Origin of the sequence: Pseudophaeobacter sp. (assembly GCF_048267565.1) — a bacterium.
Taxonomy (GTDB): Bacteria; Pseudomonadota; Alphaproteobacteria; order Rhodobacterales; family Rhodobacteraceae; genus Pseudophaeobacter; species Pseudophaeobacter profundi.
In genome coordinates, this window is the sequence record NZ_JBLWXG010000002.1 from 413888 (window position 1) to 433292 (window position 19405).

Below are 19405 nucleotides of genomic sequence, written 5' to 3' on the forward strand. Positions count from 1 at the left end.
GTGGTAATCTGGTGCCAGTCGGTTTTATCGGAGGCATGATATGCACGATCTTCCTGCCCAGGCCCGTGTGGTCATCATCGGGGGTGGCGTTATTGGCTGCTCGGTTGCTTATCACCTGGCCAAGCTCGGTTGGCAGGATGTGGTGCTGCTGGAACGCAAGCAACTGACCTCTGGCACCACCTGGCATGCCGCCGGTCTGATTGCCCAGCTGCGCGCCACCGCGAATATGACCAAACTGGCGAAATACAGCCAAGAGCTCTACGGCGCGCTGGAAGAGGAGACCGGTGTTGCCACCGGGTTCAAGCGCTGCGGGTCGATCACCGTGGCCCTAACGCAGGAGCGCCGCGAAGAGATCTTTCGCCAGGCGGCCATGGCGCGGGCCTTTGGCGTGGATGTCGAAGAAATCTCTGCGCAAGAGGTCAAGGCCCGCTATGCGCATCTGAACACGCGCGACGTCACCGGCGGCGTCTGGTTGCCCAAGGATGGCCAGGGCGACCCTGCCAATATCGCGCTGGCCCTGGCCAAGGGCGCACGTCAGCGCGGCGCCCTGGTGAAGGAACGCACGAAGGTCACTGGCGTGACCAAACAGGGACGCCGGGTGACGGGCGTTGACTGGGTTAGCGATGATGGCGCGGCCCATGGGCATATCAAGGCTGACATGGTGGTGAACTGTGCCGGCATGTGGGGCCACGAAGTTGGCCGCATGGCCGGCATCAACGTACCGCTGCATGCTTGTGAACACTTCTACATCGTGACCGAGGCCATCAAGGGCCTGACCCAGCTGCCGGTGCTGCGGGTGCCGGATGAATGTGCCTACTACAAGGAAGATGCGGGCAAGATGCTGCTGGGCGCCTTTGAAGCCAAGGCCAAGCCCTGGGCCATGGCGGGCATTCCTGACGGGTTCGAATTTGACCAGCTGCCGGAAGATTTTGACCACTTCGAACCCATTCTGGAAAACGCTTGTAACCGGATGCCCATGCTGGCCGAGGTCGGCATCCACACCTTTTTCAACGGCCCCGAGAGCTTTACCCCCGACGATGCCTACCATCTGGGCCTGGCACCTGAGATGGACAATGTCTGGGTGGCGGCGGGTTTCAACTCGATTGGTATTCAATCGGCCGGCGGCGCGGGCATGGCGCTGGCGCAGTGGATGGATGCGGGCCAGAAACCCTTTGATCTGGGCGATGTCGACATCAGCCGCATGCAGCCCTTTCAGGGCAATAAACACTACCTGTTTGAGCGTTCACAAGAAACGCTGGGGCTGCTCTATGCGGATCACTTCCCCTATCGGCAAAAGGCCACAGCGCGCGGGGTGCGACGCACGCCTTTCCATCACCAGCTGCTGCAGCAGGGGGCGGTCATGGGCGAATTGGCCGGTTGGGAACGTGCCAACTGGTTCGCCAATGAGGGGCAGAAGGCGGAGTATGAATACAGTTGGAAACGGCAGAACTGGTTTGAAAACGCGGCAGCGGAACACCGCGCCGTGCGGGAAAATGTCGGCATGTATGACATGTCCTCCTTTGGCAAGATCCGGGTCGAAGGCCCTGATGCCGAGGCCTTTCTCAACCATGTCTGTGGGGCGAACCTGTCGGTGCCTGTGGGCAAGATTACCTATACGCAGTTTCTCAATACCCGCGGCGGCATCGAGGCGGATGTCACCGTCACCCGGCTGAGCGAGACCACCTATCTGGTGGTCACTCCGGCGGCCACGCGGCTGGCGGATGAGGTCTGGATGCGGCGGCACCTTGGCGATTACCGCGTGGTGATTACCGATGTGACGCCGGGCGAAGGCGTGCTGGCCGTGATGGGGCCCAATGCCCGCAAACTGCTGCAACGGGTCTCTCCCAATGATTTTTCCAACGCGGTGAACCCCTTTGGCACCGCGCAAGAGATCGAGCTGGGCATGGGCCTGGCCCGTGTCCACCGGGTGACCTATGTGGGGGAACTGGGCTGGGAAATCTACGTCAGCGCCGATATGGCGGGCCATGCCTTTGAAACGTTGCATGCGGCGGGGCAGGATCTGGGGCTAAAGCTCTGCGGTATGCATATGATGGACAGCTGCCGGATCGAAAAAGGCTTTCGCCATTTTGGCCATGACATTACCTGCGAAGACCATGTGATCGACGCGGGCCTTGGCTTTGCGGTGAAAACCGACAAGCCAGATTTCATTGGCCGCGCAGCGGTGTTGGACCGGCGCGAAACTGGCCCAAAGGCGCGGATGGTGCAATTCATGCTCAATGATCCGGAACCGCTGCTCTATCACAATGAACCGGTGCTGCGGGATGGTGAAATCGTTGGTTATATCGCATCGGGCAATTATGGTCATACGCTGGGCGGCGCGATTGGCCTGGGCTATGTGCCCTGCGAAGGCGAGAGCGCAGCAGAGGTGCTGGCCTCGGCCTATGAAATTGACGTCATGGGAACACGGGTCCGTGCCACGGCGTCGCTGAAACCGATGTATGACCCCAAATCGGAGCGGGTGAAGCTTTGACCAGCTCTACCCATTTGATTTTGCATGTTCTTGCTGCGTAGTGCAGGGATTCGCTTTGGCGCAGCATACGCTAGCTGGGCAGATGTGGACGGGTCAGAAACATGATTGCCGGGTTTGAAACGCCACTGGTGCGGATCGTTTCCTGCAGGGTTGCTGCGCGGCAATGGGCCACCACCTGGTCGCTGTGTTCAGCCCGCGACACGATGTCGATGGTCACCTCTTGCGCCAGCCCGGCCTGTGTCAGCGCCTTTGTGATCTCAGCTGCCGCGCCGACGCCCATGTAGATGGCCATGCGGGTGCCGGGTTGCAACTGGGCAATCCAATTGGCATTCCCGGCGGCCTTCTGCGTCTGTCCGGTGGCCAGCACCAGGGTGTCGCAGGTGCCGCGCTCTGTCAGAAACCCGCCAAGCGCGGCCGAGGCGGCACTGGCGGCGGTCACACCGGCCACGATTTCATAGGGGATATTGGCGACGCTCAGGGCATCAACTTCTTCAGCACCGCGGGCAAAGACGCCGGGATCGCCGCATTTCAACCGCACAACCCGCTTGCCCTGCCCGGCAACTGCCACCAGCGCGGCGCAGATCTTGTCCTGCGTCCAGTGGTGCTGGCCGGGGGCCTTGCCGACATAGATGCGTTCTGCCCGCGCCGGGGCAAGAGCCAGCACTTCGGGATCCACCAGCCTGTCATAAAAGATCACATCGGCGGCCTGCAGGCGGCGCAGCCCCCGCAGGGTGATCAGATCGCAGGCTCCCGGCCCAGCCCCAACCAGAGCCACGGTCCCGGCCTGTTGCCGCCCTTTGCGGTGGAGCCGTCGCGCTGGCTTATCCGGCCAGTCAAGCAACCAGCTCAGAGGATTTGCACTGCGTGGCCAAAGCGGAGGCGCTGATTGGGGCAGGCGCGGTAGCAGCGGGCCGTAATAACCGCTGATCTTGGACCAGATCTCGGCCAGTTTCTGCCCCGAACGCGGACGACTGGAGGCGGGCTGCAGGGGAAGGGTCTTCATAGCGAACTCCGATTTTGGCTGTGGCGCTGCTGCCAAAGTTTGGTTGCCAGCGTTGTTGCTGCGGGAAGTGTGGGGGCGGCTTGCAGGCTCCATAGTGCGAGGGCAGCGGTGCCGGTCACGGTGGTCCGGGCAAAGGCATCATCCTGCGCGCCGGACCAGATGGCCCCCAGGTCCAGCGGGTGATCCGGCTCATGCAGGCGGCGGGCATCATCCTGCAGCAGCGGCGCGGCGCGGGCATCCAGTTCTGTGCCCTTGCGGCGGCCAAAGAGGATGATTTCCTTGCCGGGGTGGCGTTCAAATTCGCCGCCGCCACCCTTGATGACCAGCAGATCCTGATCCCCCAGCAGTACAGCTGCCCGCGATTGCAGCCCGCGATAGGTGGGATGAAACACCCCCTGCACCGAAACCGGCGCGGCCAGCGGGTTCCACATGCGCAGCACCGTGTTGATACAGCTGCGCAGGCCAAAGGTATCGCGCAGTCGCAGCAGGTCAAAGGCTGCAGGGTTCAGAAGTTCCAGCGGGGTATAGCTCAGGCCTCCTCCTTCTAGCGGCAGTTCTTGCAGGGCGCGGCGCAGATCGGCGGTGCCGCCTTGATGCGAATTCCAGCCATGCAGCGCCACCCGGTAGCCCGCCTGTGCCACCAGTTTGGCTGCCAGCAGAAACAGCGGCGCGCCACGGGTGCGCCCGGCGGCATAGCAGGGCCAGTCGAGATCTGCCCCTTTCACGGTATCTGGCAGCCGGGTGGCGGCGCGCAGCGCGGCGGTGAAACCCGCGATCTCGCTGTCGGTTTCGCCACGCAGGCGCAGCACCATCAGCAGGGCACCCAGGGCTTCAGGGGCGGCTTTGCCCGCCAGAATCAGGGCCATGGCCGCCTGGGCTTCGGTCTGGGTCAGGGGGCGGGCGCGGCCCTTGCCCTGGGCCACGATGCGGACAAAGGGTGCCAGGGTCATTCGGCGGCCATCGCGACACTGTACTGCGCGATCAGGCTGGTCAACTCGGGTTTGCAGGATCCGCAGCTGGTGCCGGCGCAGGTCGCCTCCCCCAGAGCCTGAACCGTCGTGGCCCCGGCAGCAATCGCGGCGCGCAGGGTATTGACGCCCACATTCATGCAGGCGCAGACGCTGGCACCCGGGTCGGGCTGATCGCTGCCGCTGCGCCCGGCCAGCGCCTGCAGCGGTGGCGTTTCACTGCCAATCAGCGAGATGGCAAAGGCACGGGCCAGCGACACTGGTTCGGGCCCGGCAAAGAACAGACCTGCCAGGGTCTCCCCCCGATAAAAGGCCAGCCGGGTCTGGCGCTGATGCGGATCGCTCACCTCGGTGACCTCGCAGTCGGCCATATTCAGCAGATCCTGCGCCAGTCCCTGCCAGCTTGGCGGGGTCTCTTGCCCGGCAAATTCGCCCTGCCATCCGGTCAGCGATCGGGCGATGGCGCCATAGACCCCACCAGGCCGAAGCGGCGAGACAGAGGCGGCAAACCCATACCAGGCGGCAGTGAATTTCTGCGCCGAAACCGCGATGAGCTTGGAGGCAGGCTGCCCCGATATCGGGTCGGTGATCGACGGCACAAGCGCATTGATGCAGCCACCCGTGCTGTTCTGGCGGGTCCAGTGCATCGGCGCAAAGAGCTGCCCCCGTGTACCCCGATCAGTGATCAGCGCCCGTAGAACTGCCTGGCCATAGCCGGTTTTCAAATGTACCAGATCACCTGCCTGCAGCGCCAGATCGGAGGCATCACCGGGGTGGATTTCGACATAAGGTTCGGCCAGATGCGCGCCCAGACGTGGTGCCTTGCCGCTGCGGGTCATGGTATGCCACTGGTCACGGTTGCGCCCGGTATTGAGTGTCAGATCAGATCCCTGCCTGCGCACCGGCGCGCGGACCGCCACCATGCGGGCCTTGCCGTCGGCGTGGTAAAACCCGCCATCCGCAAAGAAGCGTTTGTCGTTTTGCGGCCATTGGGTGGGCAGCAGATTGGCGTAGTCAACATCGGCAAAGATGCTGAGATCAAGATCGCAGCCAAAATCCGCAGTGGCAGACCCAAGGGCGACATATTCGGCAAAGATTTCCGCCGGGCCAGTGTAGTCGAAGGCCTTGCCCCAGCCCATGCGACTGGCGAGATCGCAGATGATCTGCCAGTCAGGCCGCGATGCGCCGGGGGCGGGCAGAAAGGCGCGTTGCCGCGAGATCCGGCGTTCGGAATTGGTGACGTTGCCGTCCTTTTCGCCCCAGCCTGTGGCGGGCAATAAAACAGTAGCGAGATCGCCGGTGTCGGTGCGCGCCATGATGTCAGAGACGGCAACAAAGGGCACCTTGGCAATGGCTGCCACGACCCCATCGGCATCGGGCATGCTGACGGCGGGATTGGTGGATATCACCCAGAGCGCCTTGATCTTGCCACTGGCGCAGGCCTGAAACAGATCGACGGCCTTGAGACCGGGCTGGGCGCAGATCGTCGGGCTTTGCCAAAAGGATTGTACGCTGGCGCGGTGATCAGGGTTTTCGATATCCAGGTGGTTGGCCAGTATATTGGACAATCCGCCAACCTCGCGCCCGCCCATGGCATTGGGCTGGCCAGTCACCGAAAAGGGGCCGCACCCCGGTTTGCCGATCCGCCCGGTGGCAAGGTGGCAGTTCAGGATCGCGTTGACCTTGTCGGTGCCACAGCGGGATTGATTGACCCCCTGCGAATAGACCGTGACAACCTTTTGGGTGCCTGCCCAAAGCTGGTAAAACTGCGCCAGCTCTGCCTGCGTCAGGCCGCTGTCCAGCGGATCGTTTAGACGGGCCTGGGCCAGGGCGGGCGCAAAGCCGGAAACATGCCTTTGCAGGTAATCCTGGTTCAGCTGGCCAGTGTCAGCCAGATGGGCCAGCAATCCGTTGAACAGCGCCACATCGCCATCCGGCACAATCCGCAGGTGCAGGTCAGCAAGCGCGGTGGTTGCGGTCTTGCGGGGGTCGATGTTCACCACCTTCAGGCCGGGTCTTGCGGCTTTGGCAGCGGCAATGCGCTGATGCAGCACCGGGTGGCACCAGGCCAGGTTGGATCCAACCAGCACGATCAGATCGGCCTCTTCCAGATCTTGGTAGCTGCCCGGAACGGTATCACTGCCAAAGGCGCGTTTATGCCCCGCCACCGAAGAGGCCATGCAAAGCCGGGAATTGGTGTCGATATTGGCTGATCCGATAAAGCCCTTCATCAGTTTGTTGGCAACATAGTAGTCTTCGGTCAGCAATTGCCCCGAGACATAAAAGGCAACGCTGTCGGGGCCGTGGTCCCGAATGGCTGTGCTGAATTTATCTGCCATCAGGTCAAGCGTTTCGTCCCAGGTGGCATCCTGGCCTTTGATCCGGGGGGTCAGAAGCCGCCCTTCAAGATCAATAGTCTGGCCCAGGGCGGCGCCTTTTGAACAAAGCCGCCCAAAGTTGGCGGGATGTTCGGGGTCGCCTTTGATGGTGCCATCCACCCCGGCAAGCACGCCGCAGCCGACGCCACAATAGGGACAGGTGGTCCGGGTCAGAGCCGGGGCTACGGCCTGAGTTAGGGGCTGATCCAGATCCTGACGGCCTGTCATGCGACAGCTCGCTGTTGCAGGAAATCGGCATCCAGCAGGATGCGACCTCCGGTGACCTTGGCGGGATAGGTGGCGACCTGTCCCTCATCCGCGCCCTGCGCCACGCCGGTCTCCAGTGAGATGACCCAGTTGTGCAGCGGGCAGGTCACGGCCTTGCCATGCACGATACCATCGGCCAAGGGGCCGTTTTTATGCGGGCAGGCATTGTCGAGCGCAAAGACCTCATCCCCGGCGGTGCGAAAGATGGCAACGCAGCCATGCGGGGTTTTCACCAGACGCGCCCCGCGTTGGGGCACCTCTTCCAGGGCGGCGATATCGATCCAGTTGCTCATTCGGCGGCCTCCAGCGTGAGATTGGCAAGGGGTATATAGGGGGCAGATTTGACAACCTGCTGCGCCCAGGGGTCCTTACGGTAGATGGTCTGTGACAGATCAAACCGGGCCACCAGCGCAGCGCGGGTATCGAGATCGGCGATCTGCGCCTGGATCCAGTCAAGCCCGACCTTGTCCATCCATTTGTAGATCCGGTCCAGATATCTGGCGTTCTCGCGATAGGACTGCGTGACGGCCTTGACCACATCCATGACCTCTGCCTCGGTTGCCACCTGACACAGCAGCGAGGTCTCGCGCACATCCATGCCGGCCGCGCCGCCAATGCTGATCTGATAACCGCTGTCGACGCAGACAATGCCAATGTCCTTGCAGGTGGCTTCGGCGCAGTTGCGTGGGCAGCCAGACACCGCCAGCTTCAGCTTATGCGGTGTCCATGAGCCCCAAAGCGCCTTTTCCAATTGGATGCCCAGCCCGGTGCTGTCCTGGGTGCCAAAACGGCAGTGATCACTGCCAACACAGGTCTTCACCGTGCGCAGCCCCTTTGAATAGGCATGCCCCGAGACCATGCCAGCCTGGTTCAGATCATGCCAGATGGCGGGAAGGTCTTCGTTTTTGACGCCCAAGAGATCAATGCGCTGACCGCCGGTGACCTTGACCGTGGGCACCGCGTATTTCTCCGCCGCATCGGCAATGGCGCGCAATTCATCCGGGGTGGTGATGCCGCCCCACATGCGTGGAACCACGCTAAAGGTGCCGTCTTTCTGGATATTTGCGTGTTTGCGCTCGTTTACATAACGCGACTGTGGATCGTCTTCATAGTCCAGCGGCCAGTCGGCCAAGAGGTAGAAGTTCAGCGCCGGGCGGCAAACATGGCAGCCACAGGGGGTTTTCCAATCGCAGGCCTGCCAGACTGCGGGCAGGGATTTCAGCTCTTGGCTTTTGATCATGCGGCGCAGATCTTCGTGGGTCATATCGGTGCAGCCACAGACAGGCTGGGCGGTTGGCAGGACAAAGTCATCCCCCAGAGTGACGGAGAGCACCTGTTCCACCAGCCCGGTGCAGGTTCCACAAGAGGCCGAAGCCTTGGTCTGGCTGCGCAACGCCCCGATATCTGTGGCGCCAGCGGCAATTGCATCCTCGATCTGTCCTTTGCAAATGCCGTTGCAGCCACAGATTTCCGCATCACGCGGTAAGGCTGCAACGGCTGAGAGCGGGTCCGAGGGGGCGCCTCCCTGATAGGCGGGGCCAAAGATCACCGTGTCGCGCATATCCGAGATATCGGTCTTGTCGCGGATCAGGCCAAAGAACCAATTGCTGTCGCTGGTGTCGCCATACATTACCGCGCCGACGATACAGTCGTCTTCAATCACCAGGCGACGGTAGACGCCACGGGCGGGATCGCGGAATACGATGTCTTCGCGCCCTTCGCCACTTGCAAAATCACCGGCACTGAACAGATCACAGCCGGTGACCTTCAGCTTGGTCGACAGCTCCTTGGGGGTGAAAACCGCAGGCGTCTCCATCAGGCTATGGGCCAGCACCTTGGCCTGGTCATAAAGCGGTGCCACCAGACCAAAGAGCTGACCATCAAATTCAACACATTCGCCAACCGCAAAGATATCGGGGTCCGAGGTCTGCAGCTGAGCGCCAACCTCGATGCCGCGCGCCACCTCCAGCCCGGCGTCGGTGGCCAGACGGGTTTCGGGGCGGATGCCTACGGCCATGACCACCAGATCGGCCTCCAGCCTTTCGTTATCTTCCAGCAGCACAGCTTCGACCTTGCCCTCGCCGATGATCGCCTTTGTCGAGGCGCGGCATTTCACCGTGATGCCGCGCTTTTCCAGATCGCGTCGCAGCAGAAACCCGGCGGCCTCGTCCAGCTGGCGCTCCATCAGATGGCCCATCAGATGCAGCACGGTCACCTCCATGCCGCGTTCGGCCAGGCCGGCGGCGGCTTCCAGCCCCAGCAGCCCGCCGCCAATGACCACGGCCTTGCCGCCGGTCTCTGCGGCCTGGATCATGGCATTGGTGTCATCCAGATCGCGGTAGGTGATGACGCCGGGCAGGTCCTTGCCCTGCACCGGAATGATAAAGGGCGCCGAGCCGGTGGCGATCAGCAGCTTGTCGTAGGAAGTCGTGCCCTTGGTGCTGGCGACGGTTTTGGCCTGGCGGTCAATGGCGGTGACATGGGTGCCAAAGTGGCAGGTCACATTGTTGACCTCATACCAGTCGGCGTCATGGGTGACGATATCCTCATAGGTTTTTTCACCCGACAGCACCGGCGACAGCATGATCCGGTTGTAGTTGCCGCGCTCTTCGGCGTTGAACAGGGTGACGTCAAAATCAGCGTTGCTCTCAAAGAGATGTTCCAACACGCGGCCAGATGCCATGCCCGCACCGATAACAACAAGTTTCTGGGTCATGTCTTACTCCGCCGCGATGTTTGTGGGTTTTGATTTGGGTTTGGCGCCGTGCTCGTATTCTTCCAGAAAGTCGAGAACCTCGGCGCGGTAGTTATAATAATCGGGGTGCTCCAGCAGCGCCTTGCGGGTGCGCGGGCGGGGCAGTTTGACCTGGGTGATTTTACCAATTGTGGCCTGTGGGCCATTGGTCATCATCACCACCCGGTCGGCCAGCAGGATTGCCTCGTCCACATCATGGGTGACGCAGATCGCGGTTACTTTGGTGCGCGACCAGACCTCCATCAGCACCTCTTGCAATTCCCAGCGGGTCAGGCTGTCGAGCATGCCAAAGGGTTCATCCAGCAGCAGCAGTTTGGGGGACAGGGCAAAGGCCCGTGCAATGCCGACGCGCTGGCGCATGCCGTTGGACAGACCCGAGGCCTGTTTATCCATGCTGTCGGCCAGGCCAACCCGTTCGAGATAGTATTCCACCACATCCTGGCGCTCCGCCTGGCTGGCACTTGGATAGACCCTATCTACCCCAATAGAGACGTTTTCCTTGGCAGATAACCAAGGAAACAGGTTCGGCGACTGAAACACCACAGCGCGTTCGGGATTTGCGCCTTCAATGTGTTTTCCATCCAGCCGGATACCGCCTTTGGAAATTTCGTTCAGGCCAGCAGCCATGGTCAAAACCGTGGATTTACCGCAGCCGGAATGGCCGATCAGGCTGATGAATTCACCCTTCTTTACCTTCAGATCAAAGTCTTCCACCACGGTCAGCGGACCCTTGGGGGTTGGGTAGACCTTGTGCAGCTGTGAAAACACCAGATAGCGCTCTTCCAGCATGGTTTGTTGCGCTTTGGACAGGGCGGCAGGAACTCCATGGATGGGGGTGGCATCGGGCAACAGGCGGGTTTCCTCGATCTTGGCGGCGATGCCCACATCCATCAGATATTTGGTGACCTTGGCCCGCAGCGCCTTGAAGGTTGCATCGTCATTCATGGCGCCGCGATCCCGCGGGCGCGGGATATTGACGGTGACTGGATCAGCCAGGGTGCCATTCGGGTTCAACGGAATGATCCGGTCGGCCAGCAAAATAGCTTCGTCCACGTCATTGGTGATCAGAATGCAGGTCTTTTTCTCTTGCTCCCAGATCTCCAGGATCTCATCCGCCAGATTGGCACGCGTCAGCGCATCCAGCGCACTTAACGGCTCATCCAGCAGTAACATCTCCGGGTTCATCGCCAGGGCGCGGGCCACGGAAACCCGCTGCCGCATACCGCCGGACAGCTCGGCGGGGCGACGGGTGGTGGCATGGGAGAGGCCAACCATGCCGACGTAGTGGTCGATCTTGGCCTGGCGTTCAGTGGCTGACAGCTTGGGAAAGACCGCATCCACCGCCAGGCCGATATTGCCGCCCACGGTAAGCCAGGGCATCAGCGAGTAACTTTGGAACACCAGCCCGCGTTCGGGGCCGGGGGCGGTGATGGGCGCGCCCTTGAAGGTGACGCTGCCGGTGTCAGGCATTTCCAACCCGGCAACCAGGTTCATCAGGGTGGATTTCCCGGTGCCGGAAAATCCGAGGATGGCGACAAACTCGCCCTCGTTGACCTCGAGGTTGATGTCTTTCAGCACATCCACCCGGTTGGTGCCCTGACCAAAGCTCTTGGAGACGTTCTCGAACTTGAGGATACTCATTGGACTCACCGGTTTTCTGTGAAGGTGAACATGGACTGCAGGGCATACATCACCCGATCCAGCAGGAAGCCGATGATGCCGATGGTAAAGACGGCGACCATGATCTTGGCCAGCGACTGCGACGAGCCGTTCTGGAATTCATCCCAGACAAATTTGCCAAGGCCAGGGTTCTGCGCCAGCATTTCGGCGGCGATCAGCACCATCCAGCCAACCCCCAGCGACAAGCGCAGCCCGGTGAAGATCAGCGGTAGCGCCGAGGGCAGCACCAGCTTGGTGATCTTGGAATAGGTGCTCATCTTCAGCACTTTGGAGACGCTGATCAGATCCTTGTCGATGGAGGCCACCCCAAGCGCTGTATTGATCAGGGTGGGCCAGAGCGAACAGAGCGTGACGGTGATTGCCGAGACAAGGAAGGATTTTGAGAACATACCGTCATTGGTGGCGTAAACCGCCGAGACAACCATGGTCACAATCGGTAGCCAGGCCAGCGGGCTGACCGGTTTGAAAATCTGGATGATCGGGTTGATGGCGGCATTGGCAGTGGGCGACAGCCCGGCCATGATCCCCAGCGGAATGGCAATGGCAGACCCAATCAGAAAGCCAAAGAACACGGTTTTGATCGAGGTCCAGATCTGCTGGTAATAGGTGGGTTTGCCGGTATAGCTGCGCTGGCGCACCTTGTCGGGCTTGCCCTCGGCGATCAGCTTGGCGTTGCGGATATCCTGACGTTCATAAAAGGCATCGGCCTTGGCGCGGGCGCGCTGGGCATCGGCGTTCAGATTGCGGGCCTGGTCCCAGACCTGGGCCGGACCGGGAATGGCACCAAGCGAGGTTTGCACCTTGGGGGCCAGGGCGGCCCAGCCGGCGAGGAAGATCACAATGGCCAGCAGCGGCACCCCCAGTAGGCGCCAGATTTCCCCAACCTGCGCGCGCGGATTATCCCCCGCAGCCGCCTTTAGCATCGGCGTGATCCAGGCCAGGCCAAGCACTTTGAACCAGGTGTCTGCCTTGTTTATGCGGGTGAAGAGACGGGCTCGGCGGGCTTCGGCGTTCAGGGTATCTGGGTCAATGGCGGTCATGACAGGGGGCCTATGATCTGGAGAAATATGCAAAGCGAGTGCCCGCCGCGGTGACTGAAGCGCCCGGCGGCGGAGCGGGGACAGAGGGGGAATTAGTTCACGATGTCAGAGCCCGAGAGCGTCTGATCACCTTTGAGGCCAATCGGCAGGCTGTCGAGATAGGCGTTCGGGCTACGCCCGTCGTAGGCAATCCCATCGATGATATCTGCCGCCGGTGTTGGTGCCTTGTAGCCATCGCTGTCCCAGGGGAAATCGGCCTCATTTGCCTGATCGTCATCCACCAGCATGCGGGCGGCCTGTAGGTAGATATCGGGGCGGTAGACCGATTTGGCAGTGTCGTGGAACCAGGCATCTGTCTGCGCAGTGGCGATCTGACCCCAGCGGCGCATCTGTGTCAGGTACCAGATGGCATCGGAATAATAGGGGTAGGTCGCGTTGTGGCGGAAGAAGACGTTGAAGTCGGGGACCTCGCGGATGTCACCTTCTTCATATTCAAAGGTGCCCGTCATCGAATTGGCGATCACCGCCTCATCTGCACCCACATATTCGGACCGCGACAGGATCTCGACCGCTGCGGCGCGGTTGGCGTTATTGTCTGCGTCCAGCCAGATCGCTGCCCGGATCAGCGCCTTGGTCAGCGCCAGGGTGGTATTGGGGTTTTCTTCAACAAATTCAGCCGAAAGCCCAAAGACCTTTTCCGGGTTGTTTTTCCACAGCTCATAATCGGTGATCACCGGAACCCCGATGCCTTTGAACACCGCTTGCTGATTCCAGGGTTCACCAACGCAGTAGCCAAAGATGGTGCCCGCTTCCATGGTCGAGGGCATCTGCGGCGGTGGTGTCACGCTGAGAAAGACATCGGCACCGATCTGGCCGCTGACATCTTCGGGAGAGTAATAGCCGGGCTGCAAGCCACCCGCAGCAAGCCAGTACCGCAGTTCATAGTTGTGGGTCGAAACCGGGAAGACCATGCCCATTTTGAAGGGAATGCCCTGATCCTTGTAATCTGCCACCACCGGTGCCAGCGCGCTGGCGCTGATCGGGTGCTGCGGGCGGCCATCCTCCATCAGGGGAATATGGGGTTTCATCTGTTCCCAGACGCCATTGGACACGGTGATGCCATTGCCGTTCAGATCCATTGAAAAAGGTGTGACGATATGGGCCTCGGTGCCATAGCCGATGGTCGCCGCCAGCGGTTGACCCGCCAGCATATGGGCACCGTCCAGCTGGCCGTCGATCACCCCATCCAGCAGCACCTTCCAGTTGGCCTGCGCTTCCAGGGTGACAAACAGGCCTTCGTCTTCAAAATAGCCGTTTTCATAGGCCACGGCCAAAGGTGCCATATCGGTGAGCTTGATGAACCCAAGGGTGAGCTCGTCTTTTTCCAGGTCCAGCATATCGGCCAGGGCGGGGCTGGCGCAGAACGCGGTGGAGGCAATAAGCCATGTAAGAGTTTTCATTGCATTGGTCCCTCTGAAACAGAAAAGCCGCTCGATTGCTGCACGCGGGAGGAGGGGCGTGCACAATCGAGCGGCTTTGCTCTTGAATTTCGTGGTCGACAGCGTCGTCAACCTGATGGGGCATCGTTGCCTTGATTTGATTGTGCTAGCCAGGGGAGCGCGAATCTAGCAAAACCCACGCTGCGTTGCTGGGGTTTTTCTGCGATGCGGCATATGCCTAGTTTTTGAGCGGATTTTGCGCCGGAAAGTCGAATACCGCGCCGTTAAAAAAACCATCCGGCCCGAGAATCATTTCCCCCATGGTGGATGGAATGGCGCTGGGCTGGTGCTGCGCGCCCTCGGGTTTTTGCGAGGCCAGCGGCAGATTGACCCCCAGCGGTGTCAGGGCATCGCGGTACAGATCGGTGCGGAAACAGGCACGCGCAGTGGCCTCGGCCTCGGCGTGGTCAAGCCCATGCCATCTGGATAGAAACGCGGCAATCCAGCTGGCCTGGCTCAGCCAGGGGAAATTGGCCGCGCCCTGATAGAATCGCAAAAATCGGTCGGTCTGCCGGGGAGATTGCCCCAGCCGGGTGGTCAACCGCTGCGTCAGGGCCGGGTCGATGGCATGTTCGGGCAGGTCCAGATGCTGGCTGCGCGCCAGGATGCTGACCGCCAGCGGCGTGTTTTCTGGCTGATCCAGCCACTGGGCGGCCTTTGACATCGCGCGGATCATCGCCGCGCAGGTGGCGCTGTTCTCTGTCGCCCACTGGTGGCGCACGCCAAGAACCTTTTCTGGCGCAAATTCCCATATGCGTGATCCTGGCAGGATCATTGCCGCACCGCTTTGCTGGACGGCAACGGTGCCCCAGGGTTCGCCCACGCAGAACATGTCCAGCGCGCCACGGCACACCGCATCGGCCATTTTCGGCGGTGGCACGGTTACGATTTGGATCTGCTCTGCGCTGTAGCGGGGGGCCTGTGACAGCCAGGTCTCTAGCAGCATCCGGTGCATGGAAAAGGGAAAGGGCACGCCAATGCGCAGCGGCTGGGTCGTGGCGCTGAACAGCGCCTCGGATGTGGCCTCTGGGCTGCTGAAATTATTTTGCCAGCCGGTGGCCTGCATCCGGCGCTCCAGATCGGCAGAGACGCCAATAACCGTGCCATTCACCGAAAGCACCATCAGCGCATCAACCTGTGTCGTCACGCCGCCAAGGCCCAGCGACATCGCAATCGGCATCGGTGACAGCATATGGGCAAAGTCGATCTGCCCAAAGGCAAGCCGATCGCGCAGGGCCGACCATGAGGGCTGCTTCATCAGCTGCAGGTCCAGGCCTTCTTCGGCGGCAAAGGTCAATTCCTTGGCGATGATCAAGGGGGCGCAATCGACCAGAGGCAGGTAGCCGCAGTGTATTCGGGAACTCTTCATTGCAGCAGATCTGCGGCGGTGACCAGGGCGGTTGCCACATCGATCACCTTGCGCCCCTGATCCATCGCCGTCTTGCGCAGCAGGCTATAGGCCTCGTCTTCGGATATGTTGCGGGCGCTGATTAACAGGCCCTTGGCCCGGTCAATGGTCTTGCGGTCAGACAGCGCCTGCTTGGCGGCCTCCAGCTCTGATTGCATTTTGGCGATCATGGAAAACCGGGCAATTGCGGTTTCCAGCACGGGTTTGATGCGATCCTTTTGCAAGCCGTTCACCACATAGGCGCTGAGTCCGGCGGAAATGGCAGCCTGGGTCATGGCATTGTCCGTCTGGTCGACAAACATGGCAACAGGCCGGTTGCGCGCGTTGGAGACAAAGCACAGATGTTCCAGCGTGTCGCGATCAGGGTTGGCCAGATCAATCAGGATGATGTCGGGGTCCTGTTGTGTGAGGGTACGTTCCAGCGCCGCAGTCGTGGCAATGACAGTCGCTGTGGTCCAGCCGCCTTCCTTCAGCGCCTCCAGGATCTCTTGCGCCTTGGCGTGGTCGGCTTCCACCACGAGTATGTTCAAATCCTTGTGCACCCGGACTGGGTAGCCGCAAGGAGGGCGCAAAAGCGAGCCGCCGGGGCCCGTTGCCGGTATTTGGCCGCGAAACCGTAGGCGCTGCACAAAAATGCGTCAGTTTGTGGGGTGGGTGCCTGCAAACAGGACGTTTTGCGAATAGTTCAGCGGACGAGTGCTGACGCCCCAATGCGCTGATCTTCGCCCGCGTCTTAGTAAACGCCCTGCCACAGCCAAGAACGAATGGGCACCACCAGCGCGGCCCAGCAAGCCATCAGTAAAAATAATGAAAAACAGATTCCTGCCAATACACTATAAGTTTGCAAAAATAGATAATTCGGGATCGGTGCGTTTGTGAAATATACTATATATTTCAGCGCATTGTGAGGTGGTCTTTGATGCCGCAAGGCATAAGCATGCACAGGCGACACATAAGCATGCACAAGCCGAAGGCGCGGATCAGCGGCTCGATGACGAGGCCCCAGCGTGATGCGCAGGCAAAACCCCGGCGCTGCAGGAAATCGACTTCAACGAGGTTGTCGACATTGATATCGGCGCGTTCGGCATAGGTATAAGCCTCGAAAGCGGACCTTCGTTTCTGGGGTTTCTGGCCAGTCCTGTTTAGGGACAGTTCCTAAGGTCATCGCAGGCTCCCGCAGCCCCATCCGGTCTCATCAGTCCACCCGAGCTTTCGTTGAACCTTTTAGAAATTATGCGCGTCAGACCCTTTGATTTCGTGTACCATGACCAGAAATGTGTCGGGCCCGAAATGCTGCGGGGGTCATCCCTTTGCGCCGCTTGAACTGCGTGTAGAAGTTGGACTTCGAGCCAAAGCCTGCGGCGTACATGATATCCAACAGCGAGCGGTCCGGATCTTCGCCCATGAGGCGTGTGGCCAGAATGATCCTTCTGTCATTGAGCAAATCAGAAAAGCTCTGCCCGGTCACCCTGTTCACGGCGACACTGACCGCGCGCGCCGGGACGCCCAGGCGTTTACTCACGCGGCGAAGGGTCAAGGCATCATCTGCGAGAACATCCGGGTTCGCAAGAAATGTGTCGAGGCGCTGAACGAGCGCATGATCGGCGGGGCCGGGTTCCGGCCTTGCGTCTTTGACGTCCGGCAGGGACGCCCGGTCAACGACCATGTCATACACATGCTCAAAAAGAGAAGGACGTCCCATCGCCCCAAGCAGCGCATAAGACACGAGACCAAAGAAGAGCGCAGTAGAGAGCAGGAGAGGCCGCGACGTCTCGATTGCGCCGCCCCGAACCAGTTCGGTAAAGATTGCCACCTCAAGCGCCAGACTGGCGCAGAGCACTGCGATGACAATGCGCAACCAGATGAGCGTCGTTGCCATGTCAGGGCCGAGACAGCGGAAGTGCTGCGCCCCGCGACCATGCAGGCGCAACAGCGCCCAAAGATATCCGCCATAGGTCACGAGCAAGATCGGGTCGATTGCCCAGAATGCGTTGACCAGAAGGGATGTTGCGACAGCCACCATCGGAACTATGTGAAACAATTCTGCAGAGCCCGGGCGACGCCCGGGGGCTGACCCGAAGGCGAAATGCAGGTAGAGCGCGGGGAGCGCCGCCGCGCCTAATACAGCACGCCATTGTCGCAGAGAGGTGTCCGGCCAAAGCAGCGTGGCGAGGAGGAGGCCTGCAGAGACGGTTGTGAGCCCGAAAAAGGCGCCGAGAGCTGCCGAGGAGGCGCCATAGCGCCCGGCCACAGCGATACGGGCCATGAAAAGGGTCATCACGGCACTTAGAGACATTGTCGCCGCAAGAATTGCAATGTGCAGCACCGGAGGCCTCCTTTTGTCCAGCCCAGTCCGGCTGCGTTCTGGATCGCAACACAGAACCACGAAGAGCCGTCCTTGATCGCGTTTCAGGACGCCGGGTGATCGGTGTCCCTGATAGGCCACTTGTGTTTCAAAAAAAAGGGCACCAACCATGAAACCTCTCTATTCACTTGCCATTTTGATCCTCGGCCTGACGTCTGGTGGCGTTCAGGCACAAGAGCATATTCCAGTCGCAACCCAGAAGTATGAAGCCGGATTGAGCACGCTTACTGTTCTTGACGACCGACGCGACCGGGGCCTCGAAGGGCTGATCTGGTATCCGGCCAACGCCGCCGAAGCGACGAGCCTGGACTTCGAGAGCGCGGTTTGGGTCGGCTCAGAGGTCATCCGGGATGCAGACGCGGCACCAGGGTCCTTCCCGTTAGTTGTTCTGTCCCATGGCATGTTCGGAAACTCCCGAAACCAGGCGTGGTTCGCAGCCGAGATGGCCCGAAGAGGATTCGTTGTGGCCGCAGTCGATCATCCGGGAACATCGACCTGGTTGCGCGATCCGGACCAGCGACGTGCGCTCTGGGAACGCCCGGGCGATATCACTCGGGTGATTGATTTCGCGGTTTCGCCAGGCGCATTGCCGGTGCAGGTCGATCCCGATCAGATCTTCATGGCAGGCCACTCTCTTGGCGGTTTCACAGCGCTGGCGCTGGCCGGTGCCCGATATGACGCGCAACGTCTTGAGCGGTTCTGCGATACAATGCCAGGCGAGTTGGCCTGCGGGATCTTTGCGGATTGGCAAATCGCACAAACACCTGAAGACAGGGAACAGATGCAGGGCGATTTGGCGGATGAAAGAATTCGCGCATTCGCAGTCTTCGATCTGGGCGGAACCCAAAGCTTTTCAGACGAAAGCCTGAACAAGATTGACAGGCCGCTGATTGTTTTCGGAGCCCCGATCATGAATTCTGGCTTGACGCTCGATATCGAGTCTCGCGCGCTTGTCATGGCGTTGCCCTCAGGGACCTTCCGATACATTGAGCCAGCCACATTGAGCCATTTCGATTTCTTCAACCTGTGCAAACCGGCAGGCTACGAGATTCTGGCCAAGGAACTGCCGGGAGACGAAGTCGTTTGCGAAGATGGCGGTTCTCACCGGGGGGGCATGCATGATTTGATCCTTGATGAGGTAACGGCATTCTTCGCGCGAAGCCTTTGATGACACAGACAGAAGCCAGCAGAGACGCCCCAGGAAACCTGCTGATCAGCCCCACTTGTGTGTTCAAGTTTGATTGTTAGTGCATGACTGGCCTCGGGGCCATCAGGACGATGTCTGCCGGGGCTGGAGGGCGGTACTGGCACTGGCTGGTGGGAGCTAACTTGATCCATTGCGAACACAACGTCGTCGATACGAAGCGGACCAAAGTGGTCGAGACCATGATATTTTCCGGATGGCCGCAATGGGTCGAGGTGTTCGCCGTGACGACAGCATCACGGCGACATAGTGTTCTCTTGCGAAACTGGTGAGCCCGGCCACCCCAGTGGCGTGCCTTATCAGAATTGCATCGAAACTGGAGGTCCGAGAAGCGCACGTTAGCGACA

At 60.6% G+C, this 19405-nt stretch carries 13 protein-coding genes; 2 read left to right on the plus strand and 11 right to left on the minus strand.

Annotated elements, in window-relative coordinates; genetic code table 11:
• The first annotated feature begins 40 nt into the window (after positions 1 to 40).
• The gene (locus ACN0VH_RS08415; protein ID WP_417700301.1) at positions 41 to 2491 is read left to right on the plus strand and encodes a GcvT family protein; all 2451 of its coding nucleotides are present in this window, start codon (positions 41 to 43) and stop codon (positions 2489 to 2491) included.
• A 70-nt stretch (positions 2492 to 2561) separates the two neighbouring features.
• Here the strand turns inward: ACN0VH_RS08415 and cobA are convergent, their stop codons facing one another.
• From cobA to ACN0VH_RS08470, 11 genes are all read right to left on the minus strand, one after another.
• On the minus strand, positions 2562 to 3494 hold the full coding sequence (gene cobA / locus ACN0VH_RS08420) for a uroporphyrinogen-III C-methyltransferase (protein ID WP_417700302.1): 933 nt from the start codon (positions 3492 to 3494) through the stop codon (positions 2562 to 2564).
• Positions 3491 to 4444: a glycosyl transferase family protein gene (locus tag ACN0VH_RS08425; protein WP_417700303.1), complete on the minus strand. Its 954-nt coding sequence runs from the start codon at positions 4442 to 4444 to the stop codon at positions 3491 to 3493. The genes cobA and ACN0VH_RS08425 overlap by 4 nt, the downstream gene beginning before the upstream one ends.
• Complete coding sequence (locus tag ACN0VH_RS08430) at positions 4441 to 7068, minus strand: nitrate reductase (RefSeq protein WP_417700304.1); 2628 nt, start codon at positions 7066 to 7068, stop codon at positions 4441 to 4443. Before ACN0VH_RS08430 ends, ACN0VH_RS08425 begins: the two co-directional genes overlap by 4 nt.
• Positions 7065 to 7400 (minus strand): nitrite reductase small subunit NirD, encoded by a 336-nt coding sequence (nirD, locus tag ACN0VH_RS08435; RefSeq protein WP_417700305.1) that lies wholly within the window; start codon positions 7398 to 7400, stop codon positions 7065 to 7067. The genes ACN0VH_RS08430 and nirD overlap by 4 nt, the downstream gene beginning before the upstream one ends.
• Positions 7397 to 9823: a nitrite reductase large subunit NirB gene (nirB, locus tag ACN0VH_RS08440; protein ID WP_417700306.1), complete on the minus strand. Its 2427-nt coding sequence runs from the start codon at positions 9821 to 9823 to the stop codon at positions 7397 to 7399. Before nirB ends, nirD begins: the two co-directional genes overlap by 4 nt.
• 3 nt (positions 9824 to 9826) lie before the next feature.
• Positions 9827 to 11503 carry an ABC transporter ATP-binding protein gene (locus ACN0VH_RS08445; protein ID WP_417700308.1) on the minus strand — a complete coding sequence of 559 codons (1677 nt, stop codon included), beginning with the start codon at positions 11501 to 11503 and terminating at the stop codon, positions 9827 to 9829.
• Between the two features lie 5 nt (positions 11504 to 11508).
• On the minus strand, positions 11509 to 12582 hold the full coding sequence (locus ACN0VH_RS08450) for an ABC transporter permease (RefSeq protein ID WP_278921969.1): 1074 nt from the start codon (positions 12580 to 12582) through the stop codon (positions 11509 to 11511).
• Between the two features lie 92 nt (positions 12583 to 12674).
• The gene (locus tag ACN0VH_RS08455) at positions 12675 to 14042 is read right to left on the minus strand and encodes a CmpA/NrtA family ABC transporter substrate-binding protein (RefSeq protein ID WP_417700309.1); all 1368 of its coding nucleotides are present in this window, start codon (positions 14040 to 14042) and stop codon (positions 12675 to 12677) included.
• 217 nt (positions 14043 to 14259) lie between these two features.
• Positions 14260 to 15450: a CmpA/NrtA family ABC transporter substrate-binding protein gene (locus ACN0VH_RS08460; protein ID WP_417700310.1), complete on the minus strand. Its 1191-nt coding sequence runs from the start codon at positions 15448 to 15450 to the stop codon at positions 14260 to 14262.
• The gene (locus ACN0VH_RS08465) at positions 15447 to 16031 is read right to left on the minus strand and encodes an ANTAR domain-containing response regulator (RefSeq protein WP_278921966.1); all 585 of its coding nucleotides are present in this window, start codon (positions 16029 to 16031) and stop codon (positions 15447 to 15449) included. Before ACN0VH_RS08465 ends, ACN0VH_RS08460 begins: the two co-directional genes overlap by 4 nt.
• Before the next feature lie 698 nt (positions 16032 to 16729).
• Entirely contained in the window at positions 16730 to 17815 is a 1086-nt protein-coding gene (locus ACN0VH_RS08470; protein WP_417700312.1) for an AraC family transcriptional regulator, read from the minus strand.
• Between the two features lie 148 nt (positions 17816 to 17963).
• On the opposite strand from ACN0VH_RS08470, the gene ACN0VH_RS08475 reads away from it, so the two are divergent.
• Entirely contained in the window at positions 17964 to 19022 is a 1059-nt protein-coding gene (locus tag ACN0VH_RS08475) for an alpha/beta hydrolase family protein (protein ID WP_417700313.1), read from the plus strand.
• Positions 19023 to 19405: the final 383 nt, after the last annotated feature.